12 protein-coding genes are annotated in these 12,901 nt (G+C 45.3%); 9 read left to right on the forward strand and 3 right to left on the reverse strand.

Annotation, left to right across the window (positions count from 1 at the left end):
* Nucleotides 1-50: 50 nt before the first annotated feature.
* The 6 genes from V7051_RS03190 (at nt 51) to V7051_RS03215 (ending at nt 7,943) form a co-directional block, all read left to right on the forward strand.
* Complete coding sequence (locus V7051_RS03190; protein WP_333873445.1) at nt 51-605, forward strand: FMN-binding protein; 555 nt, start codon at nt 51-53, stop codon at nt 603-605.
* Nucleotides 605-1,108, forward strand: a complete 504-nt coding sequence (locus tag V7051_RS03195) for a hypothetical protein (protein WP_333873446.1) — start codon at nt 605-607, stop codon at nt 1,106-1,108. Before V7051_RS03190 ends, V7051_RS03195 begins: the two co-directional genes overlap by 1 nt.
* A 362-nt stretch (nt 1,109-1,470) precedes the next feature.
* Complete coding sequence (gene gnd, locus V7051_RS03200; RefSeq protein ID WP_333873447.1) at nt 1,471-2,916, forward strand: decarboxylating NADP(+)-dependent phosphogluconate dehydrogenase; 1,446 nt, start codon at nt 1,471-1,473, stop codon at nt 2,914-2,916.
* 1,320 nt (nt 2,917-4,236) lie between these two features.
* Entirely contained in the window at nt 4,237-7,251 is a 3,015-nt protein-coding gene (locus tag V7051_RS03205) for an HD domain-containing protein (RefSeq protein ID WP_333873448.1), read from the forward strand.
* Nucleotides 7,252-7,257: 6 nt separating this feature from the next.
* Nucleotides 7,258-7,500, forward strand: coding sequence for a hypothetical protein (locus tag V7051_RS03210; protein ID WP_333873449.1), 243 nt, complete (start codon nt 7,258-7,260; stop codon nt 7,498-7,500).
* A complete protein-coding gene (locus tag V7051_RS03215) occupies nt 7,497-7,943 on the forward strand; it encodes a type II toxin-antitoxin system VapC family toxin (protein WP_333873450.1) in 447 nt (148 codons plus the stop codon). The genes V7051_RS03210 and V7051_RS03215 overlap by 4 nt, the downstream gene beginning before the upstream one ends.
* Nucleotides 7,944-7,947: 4 nt before the next feature.
* Here the strand turns inward: V7051_RS03215 and vapC are convergent, their stop codons facing one another.
* Both vapC and V7051_RS03225 read right to left on the reverse strand, forming a co-directional pair.
* Entirely contained in the window at nt 7,948-8,367 is a 420-nt protein-coding gene (gene vapC / locus V7051_RS03220) for a type II toxin-antitoxin system tRNA(fMet)-specific endonuclease VapC (protein WP_333873451.1), read from the reverse strand.
* Nucleotides 8,367-8,597, reverse strand: coding sequence for an antitoxin (locus V7051_RS03225; protein ID WP_333873452.1), 231 nt, complete (start codon nt 8,595-8,597; stop codon nt 8,367-8,369). Before V7051_RS03225 ends, vapC begins: the two co-directional genes overlap by 1 nt.
* Nucleotides 8,598-9,128: 531 nt before the next feature.
* Between V7051_RS03225 and zwf the strand changes: the two genes are divergently transcribed.
* Both zwf and pgl read left to right on the forward strand, forming a co-directional pair.
* Nucleotides 9,129-10,616 carry a glucose-6-phosphate dehydrogenase gene (gene zwf, locus V7051_RS03230; RefSeq protein WP_333873453.1) on the forward strand — a complete coding sequence of 496 codons (1,488 nt, stop codon included), beginning with the start codon at nt 9,129-9,131 and terminating at the stop codon, nt 10,614-10,616.
* Entirely contained in the window at nt 10,617-11,321 is a 705-nt protein-coding gene (gene pgl, locus V7051_RS03235) for a 6-phosphogluconolactonase (protein ID WP_333873454.1), read from the forward strand.
* A 69-nt stretch (nt 11,322-11,390) separates the two neighbouring features.
* On the opposite strand, the gene V7051_RS03240 is transcribed toward pgl, so the two are convergent.
* Nucleotides 11,391-11,951, reverse strand: a complete 561-nt coding sequence (locus V7051_RS03240) for an REP-associated tyrosine transposase (protein ID WP_333873455.1) — start codon at nt 11,949-11,951, stop codon at nt 11,391-11,393.
* Nucleotides 11,952-12,275: 324 nt separating this feature from the next.
* On the opposite strand from V7051_RS03240, the gene gmk reads away from it, so the two are divergent.
* Nucleotides 12,276-12,890 (forward strand): guanylate kinase, encoded by a 615-nt coding sequence (gmk, locus tag V7051_RS03245; protein WP_333873456.1) that lies wholly within the window; start codon nt 12,276-12,278, stop codon nt 12,888-12,890.
* The last annotated feature ends 11 nt before the right edge of the window (nt 12,891-12,901 follow it).

The following is a 12,901-nucleotide window of genomic DNA, read 5'->3' on the forward strand; positions in this document are numbered from 1 at the left end:
GCCCTGTTAAACTGATCATATTTTTTTATCGATAAACAACAGGGCTTATAATGAAAATAATTAAACAAGGGGGATTGATTGTTTTGCTTTTTTTGCTGCTAATCGCAGTGACCCCAAGCTTCGCCACAATCTTTTACAGCAAGAATGAAGCGCTGGAATTGGCGTTCGGCAAAGACAACCAAGTCGAACAGTTATCGTTATTCCCCGATGAGCAACAAGTTGCAAAAATTGAGGAACTGGCCAAGGTTAAACTGGATTCCGGCTTGTTCACCTTCTATGTCGGCAAAAATCAAGGCAAGATATTGGGTTATGCCGCGATTGAAACGGTCACCGTCAGAACCAAGCCGGAAACACTGCTGATAGTGCTGACAGCGGATGGCGAATTACGCAACGTCACTACGCTCGCTTTCCATGAACCGCCGGAGTATCAGCCGCCGGAACGCTGGTTTGAACAATTATATAAACATCCGTTAACCGAATTGGATTTTAATAAAGGTATCGACGGCATCAGCGGCGCGACCTTAAGCACAAGAGCGGCTGTCAGCAGTGTCCGCAAAGTGATGGCGATTTATCAGGTTCTGGTAAAAGATCAGGGTAAACAGTAATGCGTTATTTTGTTACCGGCGAGCAGCATCGTAAATCGTTAATAAACACCCTGGTATTGATGTTTCTGGTTTATATCGCGTTGTTATGGGTCAGCAACGGCATGATGTATTTTCATCACATGAGCTTAACGCCCGATTCCGTGATTGCCTATTACTTGGGTTCGGAAGAACAATTTACCCAACCGCGCAGCTATCAAGGCATGCTGGAAGTTTCGCATTTTCATCTGTTCTCGATGGGCATGCTGGTGCTGACGTTAACCCATTTAATGCTGATGACCGAGTTTCCGGTACGGCTGAAAATCTGGCTGAGCGGCTTGACCTATGCGGCGGCGTTAGCTGACGAAGCAGGCGGTTGGCTGGTCAGGTTTGTCGACCCGCTATTTGCGTACTTTAAAATTGCCGCGTTCGTAACGCTGGAGCTGTCGTTGGCAGTTTTGCTGATAGTAGTCATTACCGCACTGGTCCGTGCCAGAATCCGGATGGGCAAAACCAGTTCCGAATAACGCCCGTGCTATATAGTAATTCCCCATTACCCACAATGGCCGATTAAACACGGCATATCGTTAAACAGACACTTAAACATTTTTTATTCGCTACAAAGGCAGGAAGCCTTTCGTAGTAAATCCACCTCTCTATCCTTATCAGGCACATCAAATTAGGTAAGTTTACGGATTGTCTGAACAATCCGTTTACTCTAATCTTTTACTTTTAGCAGTTCGTCCAAATGAATTAAGCAGCTGTAAATAATCATATCCGATAATCCGGACTGTCTTTCGTTCATGATTAGCGAAACTTGGAATTAGCTGCGCTACGTGAAGCATGGCAGTAAATTTCATCCTCATTTTTTTAAACACAAGAAATAACTATGAAAGCAAATATCGGACTAATCGGCTTGGCAGTCATGGGTCAAAACCTGGCTCTTAATATGAACGACCATGGTTTTATAGTAGCGGTACATAATCGCACCCTAACTAAAGTAGATGAATTTCTGGACGGCCCGGCTAAAAACACGCAAATTATCGGCGCGCACTCGCTGGAAGAGCTGGTAGATAAGCTGGAATCGCCACGCATTATCATGTTAATGGTAAAAGCCGGAGAAGTTGTCGATCAATATATCGACAAGCTGGTGCCGCTGTTATCGGACGGCGATATTATTGTTGACGGCGGCAATTCGTTATTTACCGACACCACGCGCCGCACCCTCTCCCTGCAGGAACAAAATATCCTTTATGTAGGCGCAGGCGTTTCCGGCGGCGAAGAAGGCGCAAGACACGGGCCGTCCATTATGCCCGGCGGCAATAAAGACGCATGGCCTACCGTTCAACCCATCTTCCAGGCTATCAGCGCACAGGTTGACGGCGAACCTTGTTGCGAATGGGTTGGCGATAACGGGGCCGGGCACTACGTCAAGATGGTGCATAACGGTATTGAATACGGCGATATGCAGTTGATCGGCGAAGCGTATCAATTGCTGTCCGACGGCTTGAGTCTAGGCGCTAACGAAATCCGCTCGATATTTGCCGCATGGAACCAAGGCCCGTTAAACTCTTACCTGATTGAAATTACCGCCGCCATTTTGGCCTACAAAGATGAAGACGGCCAGCTGCTGCTGAAAAAAATCCTCGACACAGCCGGGCAGAAAGGCACCGGTAAATGGACCGTCATTGATGCGTTGAACCTTGGCATTCCTTTAACCTTGATCGGCGAGTCGGTATTTTCCCGCTGCTTGTCCGCCCAAAAAGAGGAACGGCTCAAGGCGGCATCCATCTTGCCCAGACGGACACTGAAATTCATCGGCAACAAGAAAGCCATGATTGCGGCTATTGGCGATGCCTTGTACGCGGCCAAAATTATTTCTTACACACAAGGTTTTCGTTTGATGCGTGAAGCCTCGAAAGAATATAACCTGTCGCTCAATTATGGCGATATCGCTCTGATGTGGCGCGGCGGCTGCGTTATCCGCAGCCGGTTTTTAAACGACATCAAGCAAGCCTATGATGTCGATCCTGATCTGGAAAACCTGCTGTTCGCCGATTTTTTTGCCGATGCGATGAAAGAAGCCGATGAAGGCTGGCGGAAATCGGTGATATTAGGTATTGAATTAAGCATTCCGACACCTGCATTCTCTTCCGCCCTGGCGTATTACGACGGCTATCGCACTGAAAAATTACCGGCTAATTTATTGCAGGCGCAAAGGGATTATTTCGGTGCGCATACTTATGAACGAGTTGATCAACCCAGAGGCCAGTTTTTTCATACCGATTGGACCGGACATGGCGGTAAAACTGCGTCGACATCTTACACTGCTTAAATAAAACATTTAGTTACGCTACTTCGCCTCTGCATGGTTCACCAGAGCGTCGTCCGCATAGGCAAGCAGCCTAACCCATCTTTTTTGGTTTATCTCTGTAGCTTCTAACTATTCATGATGTTACACACTGTCCACGAAAAACACGAAAGGCACGAAAAGTTCAGCCCTGGATTTGTCGCTGACAGCGTCATTCTTTACATCCCTTTCGAGGTTGTTGAAATAAATTTATTCCAGATTACATCCATCCATAGACAAGCTGATCGGCAGACCTTCCAGGTTTTTAAAACCTGGAAGGTCTAACCGGCAATGTTCTGAACCGGCGGGGCGTCCTCGGAACCGTTTCTTTTCGTGCTTTTTGTGCCTTTCGTGGACGACGCTTTTTATCATGTGTCTGCGTAATATCAGTTATTCACAACTTTGTATTCCGTATGTCGCTTACGCAATACGGTTTTATCAAAGCTAAAAAACCTGAATTTCCCAAGCTTCATTCAGGAGCTGGGCTTTATCATGCTTTCATACGGCGCAATACGCTACGCTATTGCCGCCCTACAGATCCGTCTTACCGAGTTACAACATTCGGTGTTAGAATCCAGCCATCTCCAATCCCTACGGTGAAAGCCATGTATGCAGTAGAATTTGAAACCCATATCGACACAACGGCATCGTCCATATCCCTGTCCGCTATAAAGAATTACAAAACAGCAATAAAGCTAAAATCATCGTTATGGTCGATGAAGTCGGCGATAAAAAAGATGAGCTTGCTTTTGACCGGTTTTTAAAACAAAGCAAAAAAGTAGAAAACCTGACCGTTTTCAGCAGAGATGAATGGCATGACCGATAAGGTTTTCGTCGATACCAAATCAAAAAAACTCCTATCTGATCAGAAACCGTTATCGGTACAGCTACGGGGACTCTTTGATCATTGCTTCCGCGCTGGAACATGGCTGCACAAAGCTAATCAGTGAAGACATGCAAAATGGTCAGTTCATCGAAGATCGGCTAAGTATTAGCCATCCCTTCGTGGAGTAGCACTTGCTCTACTACACACAAGTTTTCTCATACTCATGCACCGCGCACTACCATTAAGTTAAGCGTTGTAGGAGCGGGTCGCGCCCGCGATAATGGCAGCACAACTCTGCAATGGCTGTGTAAATATCGCGGGCGCGGCCCGCTCCTACGGAGTATCGATGAGCTTAACTTAATAGCAGTGATGCACCGTGTAAGAACGAGAAAATGAAAGAGATTTTGAATATTGCGATATTGAACTGATTAATACGGTTCTCTTTCAGTTTTTAACAAATCCAAAAAATTATATTAATCATGGCGACTCAATTAATCAAACACCTAAAAGACTGGGCCGAAAAGGATGCGATTTATAAACCGCTGGAATCGCAATGGACATTCGATGAGCGCTTAATTGCAAAAGCGTTGCAAAACGTCGGCGTTTATTTTCCGCATTACAGCCGTCATGATGAATCGCATTCACGGCAAATACTCGTCCACATTGAACGCTTACTAGGCCCGGACAATATAGCGAAATTAAGCCCGACCGATACTTGGCTGTTATTGGAAGCGGTTTATTTGCACGATATAGGCATGATTATTTCCGACGAACAGCTTAAGGAAGATTATGACGCTATTAAAAAACACGTTGAAAAAGCCAAATATTCCGCAAACGGCGATGTATTAACTGTTATGAATGCGCTGCTTGCCAGCAAAGAAAAAACCGCCAGTTCAATTTTCGCAAGCGTCGATATTTCGCCTTTTCAAGCCATTAAACTGTTACGGGAAATCATTGCCGATTTTTATCGCGCTCAACACCCGGACCGAGCCGATAAAATCATTCCGAATCCTTTTGACGAAATCGGTTTGAATTCGCCGCGCAACGAATTATTGCCGGCCCGTTTCTTTAGTTTATTAGGCAGAATCTGTGCATATCACGGCGACAGCTTTGATAAGGTTATGGAATTGCCTAAACAGCAAGTCGGCATTGGCACGGACGATTGCCATCCCCGTTTTATCGCGTGTTCATTACGTTTAGGCGATTTATTGGATTTGGACGATAACCGTTTCTGCCCGGTCATGATGAAAGTGGCCGGAAAATTGCCGGAATTGAGCGAATCCCACCGTCAAAAGCATTTAGCGATTCGCCATTTCCGCGCCGACCCTGACCATATCGAAATTGAAGCGGAATGCCCTGACTACGAAAGCTATATCGAGACCACAAAATGGTTCGGTTGGCTGCGCGACGAGGTAAAAAATCAAATGAGCCGCTGGTTTGATATTGTGCCGGAGCGTAGTTTCGGCCTATTGCCGTCGGTGGGCGATTTAAAAGCCCATTTAAAAGATTGGCAAGTATTCAGCGAAAATCAGCGTCCGCATTTTGAGCTTGATCGAGAAAAAGTTATCGGGTTATTACAGGGAGCCGGATTATATGAAAGTAAAGAACAAGCTATGCGCGAGTTGTTACAAAATGCCGTAGATGCAACTCTAATAAGAATTTGGAGAGAATACAACGAAACTTATAAAAAAGGCTCTATTGTTATAAAAGAAACCGATGAACCACGTTCTGAAAATGTACGAAACATTTTTAAAAAGTTTCCGATTGAAGTAACTATAGAAAAAGATCATTGTGAGGAAGAGTTTAATTATTGGCGTATTACCATCATTGATAAAGGCACAGGTATTTCAAGAAAGGACTTATTTTATATATCTCAAATTGGTGGCTCGGTAAAAAATATTGCACGAAGAGAAATTATTGAAAAAATGCCTGTTTGGATGCGTCCATCTGGAATCTTCGGCATCGGGCTACAAAGTGCTTTTTTATTAACCGATGAAGTTATTATTAATACCCGCAGCATTGACACAGGAGAAACTCTAGAAATAAAACTCACAAACCCGACAGGCAAAGAAAAAGGAAACATTTATTTTAGAACAAGCGAAACATGGAATTTTAGCGATTATGGCACCAAGCTAGAATTTATTTATAAAAGTGATAAAAACACAGGCTCTGTAAGATGGACAGATGGTTATTCAAGTGAAGCCTTAAAGAGATACGATGAGTTAGTAGATATAGAACAAGACTTTAACATTCTAAATATTTGTGAAGGAGTAAAAGATTTTTTCTATATTAGTTTTTTAAATGGAACTCTTGATTTCTCTGAATATTCTATAAACGAAAAATTTATTCCTACGTTAACTGAACAAGCAGAAGATATTTATTACTCAGCCTCCGATAAGCTGGAATTAATAGAGCTAACTTTCTCGTATGATAGTAATTTAAACTATTATTATAGAGGACAACACTTAGATGAACATTCTGACTTATCTTTTAATTTTCTAAAAGTTGCTGTTAATTTATTAGATGAAAAAGCTGATGAGATTGTTACAATTAATAGAAATAAGTTTAAAAAAGATACTCGAAAAATATTATTTGAGCGTATCAGCAATGCGGTTCAGAGCTTTTTTAAAACTCCTAGAGGTAAATTATATTACGACAACCTAGATTGTATTGAACAGGCTATAGTAGCGGCAGAATACGAGCTTATGAACTGGAAAACTCCTGATTACTTTAATATCAATTGGGATGAATTTTTATCATGGACCTTAATAGATGGCCAAAAAGTAGGCATGCGTATAAAGCAGCTTGAAGAAGCCGAAGCAATAATTTTATATTCTAATATTAAGCCATTTTTTGAGAAAAAATCACAAAGTGACTATTTAAAAACACTATCCAGATTGTTTAAATCAGAATCTAACAATACTACGAAATATAAAATAGAAATAAATAGAATAAATTCTGTTTTTCCATTGGTAAATAAATTCTTAGCAGGTAAAGGATTTACCTCTGAATACTCTATCTTTGAATCGGAAAATATAGAAGCACTACTATTAAATAAAGAAGAGAAACAATCTATTTCAAGCAAAAGTATCCAATGGTACTGTATAGAGACATTTCTAAAAAAAGAAGTTAGCCTTTTTTCATGGAGAAAAAGAGAAACTATTCCATGTTTATCTAACTACAACAAATTAGCTTTAAAAGTTGAGCCTTATAAACAAAAATCAACGTTTAAATTAGATGGAATTAGTCCGCGTATGTTATTTCCATTAGCAAAAATTAGTGGAAAAATCACAGTCGGCGATTTAGATAAATTAGTCGATTTTGTCTATAAAAATCGCGCTGACGAAAAAGTAACCGAAGAACAAATCAGACAAAAATATCAAGAATTCATCGCTTTCTTGGATGATTTAATGAAAGACGATGAAAAGTGGAAACAATTACGCGGCAGCGAATTTAACCCTGCCCCAACCGAAAACCACTCACACGGCGGTTAAAACACCATGCAAATGCTAATCAACGTTCCCGACACTTTACCCAAAGCCCTTGTTCAACAGCGCATCAAGGAACTTGAAGAACGCTTAGAACAAGAAGCGCAGCAATCGCAAATGGCCGCTTCCAGATGGCAGAAAATGGTGCAACGCATTGAATCAAAGGCGTTCGATTTGGAAGATCACACCGATACTTTCAATCGGGACAGGCTAGAGTTCAGGGAATCTTTTAATTTCAAAGACAAGCCGGAATGAAATATCTACTCGACTCCAATACGGTTTCCGATATTTATAATCCCTCATCCGGTAACCATAACAGCGTTATTGAAAAATTACTGGCACTGGAAGAAGGCGATGATATTTTTATTTCCGTATTAACGCTTTACGAATTTGAGTATGCGTTTGCGAATTCCACAGCGCATAAAAAAGCCGAAATAAAAGCCACTATTCAACAAATCCAACAAGACCTCATCGTTTTACCTCTCTCGCCAACGGCGGCGGAAATTTTCGGCGATTTAAAAAAGCTGTTTAAAGAGTTACGAAAAATAAACCCGGAAAATCTGAAAAAACATACTATCGATTTAATGATTGCCGCCAGCGCATTAAATCATAAAGCCGTTTTAGTCAGCGCGGACAAAGTCTATAAAGACATTCACTTTCTTAACCTTGAATTAGAATTGGTAGACTGGACAATATGAAAGACTATGGCCTGTCTGCTTCTACCCAATTTTCAACCTGCACCCCATCAACACGAACAAATTCCCGTTCGTTGTTAGTAACCAAAATCCAGCCTTCGGCGCGAGCATGAGCTGCCAGCCAAAGGTCGTTGTTGCCGATGATCTGCCCGCTACTTTGCAGGGCTGCGCGGATTTGGCCGTAGTGTTCTCCGGCGGCCTCAGAGAGCGGAGCAACCTGGATCAGCGCTTCAAGTTGGTTGATAGAAGCCAACGCACGCTCACGGGACTGGCTTTTTTCAGCGCCGAAACGAAGCTCGCCCAACGTGATGACTGACATAGCCAGCTCGGAGGCCGCGTGCCGAGCGAAGCGTTCGCGCACGGCCGGCGGATTATGCTTGGCAATATAGATGCAGATGTTGGTGTCCAGCAGGTAGCGCTCCGCCATCAAAGCGCTTCCCTTTCTTGAGGCAGAGTATCCTCACGGCCGTCCGCCATAAAATCGTCCGGAAAGCCGGCCAGTGCATCAAAGATAGCGGCAGCGTTCGCCGGATGTTCACGCAGCACGATTTCGTCTCCGCGCCGAAAAATTTCTACCCTATCGACTTCCAAACGGAATTCCTTGGGCAGTCTAATGGCCTGGCTGTTGCCGGACTGAAACACGCGAGCGTAAGTCATGATGGTGTCCTCATTTCATAGTATGCACAAACTGTATATACATTGGGTATTGCTGTCAATCAACAGCGCTTTAATGGAATATGTTATTTGCGTTATTGCCAAGTGCCGACCAAGAAACAGGCCGGATTAACAGAAAGAATTACGCGCCAGTGAATTCAACGCCAACAAAATCGATAACCACCTACCCAGCGGTTAAAACACCATGCAAATGCTAATCAACGTTCCCGATACTTTACCCAAAGCCCTTGTTCAACAGCGCATTAAATAACTTGAAGAGCGCTTAAAACAAGAAGCCCAACAATCCCAAAAGGCCGCTTCCAGATGGGAGAAAATGGTGCAACGTATTGAATCAAAGGCGTTTGATTTGGAAGATCATACCGATACTTTTAATCGGGACAGGCAAGAGTGCTGAATTAGAGCTCGAAGACTGGACGATATAATTGCTTGCGCCGGTTTCCAAACTCCCGGTATGCTCTTCAAATATTGCCAGCAATGGTTTGATCTCCCCCTACTAACAGCGAGGTACAACCGATGAAAGCCGAGCCCTGCACATACGCAATTTTTGGCGCCACCGGAAATCTGTCCCGGATTAAATTAATGCCCGCGCTGTATCATCTTGATGCGGCAAATCGCCTGCCTGAAGGCACCCGTATTGTGGCAATAGGCCGACGGCCATGGGATCAGGCAAGATGGCTGGCGGAAGTCAGGCAGATGCTTGAAGACAAGATTCCAGGCGACTTTGACGAGACTGTTTTTCAGCGTTTCAGCGCCCGAATGCATTATCATCGAGGCGACATAGAACAAGCTCAGTGTTATACCGAGCTGGCCGATACGCTGAACCAGGAAAACCAGTTCCCTAAAAACACCGCGTTCTATCTTTCTATCAGTCCCTCGGACTTTGGCACAGTCATGGAAATGTTAAGCAATAACCGCTTCTTCGATGAAGAATACGGTTGGCGACGGGTCATTATCGAAAAGCCTTTCGGCTATGACCTGGACAGTGCCCAGGCATTACAAAAACGCATCAGCCGGTATTTAACCGAAGAGCAGATTTACCGCATCGACCATTACCTGGGTAAAGGCATGGTGCAAAACGTACTGGTATTCCGCTTTGCCAATGTGATGCTGGAGCCGTTATGGAACCGCAATTATATCGACCATATCCAGATCACCCATTCAGAAGACATCGGCATCGGCAGCCGCGCCGACTACTATGACAAAGCCGGAGCCATGCGCGATATGTTGCAAAGCCATCTATTGCAATTGCTGACGCTGGTCACGATGGAACCGCCGGTTTCGATGGAAGCCGAGTCCCTGCGCGACGAAAAAGTCAAAGTACTAAAATCTATCCGTCCTATCCCCAGAGAAGCGGTACATGGCCATGCCTTCCGCGCTCAATATGCCAAAGGCCGCATCAACGGTGAGCAGGTCAACAGCTATTTACAGGAAGACGGCATCCCCCCCGACAGCATGACCGAAACCTATGCCGCAATAAAGCTGTATATCGACAACTGGCGCTGGCGCGGCGTGCCGTTTTACTTGCGTACCGGCAAACGCATGGCCAAGGCGCAATCGGTTATTTCGATTTGTTTTCGCCATCCGCCGTTACAGTTTTTTCGCGGCACCGAAGTGCAGTGCATGAACCCTAATTGGGTATTGCTGGGCATACAGCCTGAAGAGTTCATCCGTATAGAAATGACTGTCAAAGAACCCGGCCTGGAAATGCGCACCCGCTCCAGCAGCCTGGACGCCAGTTTCCGCCAGGAGAACGAAAAAGCCATCGATGCCTATGAAGACTTATTGCTGGATGTATTAAAAGGCGATCGCTCGTTATTTCTGCGTTTTGATGAAGTAGAATATGCATGGCGTATTGTCGACCCTATCCTGCAAACCTGGGCGATTGAGCGTGATTATATTGTCACTTATCCCGCAGGTTCCTGGGGCCCTGAAGACAGCCGCCGCTTATTCGACAAAGAAAGCCAATCCTGGCGCAGCTCATTAACCCCGGAGTGTACGTAAATGCAAAAAAACAGCCGCTGGCATTATCTGGAAACCGCAGAACAGGTTGCAGATGCTGCCTGCCAGCAAATTCTTAACGCCGCAACATCGGCTATTTCGGAACGCGGCAAATTCAAGCTGGTTTTAGCCGGAGGCAGCACTCCGGAAAAAGTTTATCGACTGCTGGCCGAATCGAATGCTAACTGGGCTAACTGGGCTAACTGGTTTATATATTACGGCGACGAACGCTGTCTGCCTGCCGATCACCAGGACAGAAACAGCTTAATGGCTAGCCGGGTTTTTCTGGATAAAGTCGCTATTCCTGCGCAGCAGATATATACCATGCCCGCCGAACTGGGGCCGGAAGTAGCGGCCGATCGCTATAAGCTTGCGGTCACCAAGGCCGGTATGTTTGATATGGTATTGCTGGGCATGGGCGAAGATGGCCATACCGCCAGCCTGTTTCCGGGCCATCAACATCAACAGGATGAGCTGGTGCATGCCGTTTACAACTCGCCCAAGCCGCCGCCGGAGCGCGTTTCGATCAGCGCCAAGGCTTTAAGCAACACGCGTGAACTAATCTTTTTGATCACCGGCACGAACAAGCAGGAAGCGGTTAATTTGTGGCGTTCCGGCGAGGATTTACCGGTTGCGATGATTAAACCGGAGAATCCTATCGATATTTATATTGATAGCGATGCGTTTAAGCCAGAAAACGGCGAGTAGTCCGAACGTTGTAACAATCATATTTTGTGTAGGAACGGGCCGTGCCCGCGAAAACCGTCAACCCAAACATTAAACCCAAATCGCATTCCAAAACGGATAGTCTCCTCTCCGTTGAGCCAACCCCGCCCGCAAAGGATTAGCAATAATGTACCGGGCAATAGTGAGTAAATCCTCCTCGGCGCGCAAGGCATGATCATGGTACCCCGGTTCCCAGAGCATCCCGCGCCGATCAAGCTTGAGATTTGCCAACCTTGAACTGGATGATTTCAACCGGTTGACAACCATGCTCAAGCCATCTTGGTCACCTAGATTAACCAGCCAGTGCGCATGATCCGGCATCAGAACCCAAGCAAGCATCCGGGCATCACCCAAAATCTTGTCGTTTTCAAAACACCGAGACGCGGCGCAACCGGCGTTAAATTCGGCAAAAAAACATTGCCGATTTAGCGTTGTGGCGGTTATCAAATAAGCGTGATTAGGCAACGACACGCGTCCCTTACGCAAAGCCTGATGTCCTGGCCGATTTTTCGGTCGTAGGAGCGGGCCATGCCAGCGATTATTTCCGGCCCCAATCCATTCGCGGGCATGGCCCGCTCCTACAATTAATTTGTTTACACCTACCTGAGTCATTGCTTCTCCCACCATGAGCTAATTACACCCGACAAATATGACATTGCAAATACCTTTTCGTAGGAGCGGGCCGTGCCCGCGATTTATCCCCAGCCGCAATTCGTTCGCGGGCGCGGCCCGCTCCTACGGCTAACGATAAGCCGATATAAACGGCAAGTACAACTCCACGATTGAAATTCAGGACCCGGCAAAACATACCTCAGCCCTATCCGTTACTTTGCCCTAGCTGTAGCATCCTGTATCATGCGGATTTTTGAATTGTGTACACAAATCAAAAAAAACCTATCTATTCCGCTTCGATCTTGAGCTTTGATCTTAAACTTTATGAACCTCGGCAAACTTTATATTATTTCAGCTCCGTCCGGCGCCGGTAAAACCAGCCTGGTTAAACAACTGGTTGCCGATTTGGATGGCTTGACCGTATCGGTCTCCCATACCACTCGCCAGATGCGGCCCGGTGAGACGCATGGCCGGGATTATTACTTTGTCAGTGTCGCAGACTTTCAAGCCATGCAGGAACAACAGGCATTTCTTGAACATGCCCAGGTATTTGATAATTTTTACGGCACTGCACAACAGACCGTGGAAGAAAATTTAAAAAAAGGGCTGGATGTCATTCTCGAGATCGACTGGCAAGGCGCAGAACAGATAAGACAACTACTGCCCGAAAGCCTATCGATTTTTATCCTGCCGCCATCGACCGAAGTGCTGTTGCAGCGCCTTAGAAACCGGGGCCAAGATGGAGAAGAAATTATTGCCCGCCGAATGCGCGATGCGGTTACCGAAATTCGCCATCATGACGAGTTCGATTATCTGGTGGTTAATGATGACTTTGCGCTGGCGCTGACTGAATTAAAGAGCATCATTATCGCCAACCGGTTAACCCGGCAGCGCCAAAAGCATAATCTGCGGCCTTTATTAGCCTCTCTGCTTTCGTAAATCTCATCGTT

The organism is Methylobacter sp., assembly GCF_036845245.1.
Lineage (GTDB): Bacteria > Pseudomonadota > Gammaproteobacteria > Methylococcales > Methylomonadaceae > Methylobacter_A.

Excerpts from the sequence above, each read along its gene's own strand:
- V7051_RS03190 (WP_333873445.1), top strand. The coding sequence starts at position 51 with ATGAAAATAATTAAACAAGGGGGATTGATTGTTTTGCTTTTTTTGCTG.
- V7051_RS03195 (WP_333873446.1), top strand. The coding sequence starts at position 605 with ATGCGTTATTTTGTTACCGGCGAGCAGCATCGTAAATCGTTAATAAAC.
- gnd (WP_333873447.1), top strand. The coding sequence starts at position 1,471 with ATGAAAGCAAATATCGGACTAATCGGCTTGGCAGTCATGGGTCAAAAC.
- V7051_RS03205 (WP_333873448.1), top strand. The coding sequence starts at position 4,237 with ATGGCGACTCAATTAATCAAACACCTAAAAGACTGGGCCGAAAAGGAT.
- V7051_RS03210 (WP_333873449.1), top strand. The coding sequence starts at position 7,258 with ATGCAAATGCTAATCAACGTTCCCGACACTTTACCCAAAGCCCTTGTT.
- V7051_RS03215 (WP_333873450.1), top strand. The coding sequence starts at position 7,497 with ATGAAATATCTACTCGACTCCAATACGGTTTCCGATATTTATAATCCC.
- vapC (WP_333873451.1), bottom strand. The coding sequence starts at position 8,367 with ATGGCGGAGCGCTACCTGCTGGACACCAACATCTGCATCTATATTGCC.
- V7051_RS03225 (WP_333873452.1), bottom strand. The coding sequence starts at position 8,597 with ATGACTTACGCTCGCGTGTTTCAGTCCGGCAACAGCCAGGCCATTAGA.
- zwf (WP_333873453.1), top strand. The coding sequence starts at position 9,129 with ATGAAAGCCGAGCCCTGCACATACGCAATTTTTGGCGCCACCGGAAAT.
- pgl (WP_333873454.1), top strand. The coding sequence starts at position 10,617 with ATGCAAAAAAACAGCCGCTGGCATTATCTGGAAACCGCAGAACAGGTT.
- V7051_RS03240 (WP_333873455.1), bottom strand. The coding sequence starts at position 11,951 with ATGACTCAGGTAGGTGTAAACAAATTAATTGTAGGAGCGGGCCATGCC.
- gmk (WP_333873456.1), top strand. The coding sequence starts at position 12,276 with ATGAACCTCGGCAAACTTTATATTATTTCAGCTCCGTCCGGCGCCGGT.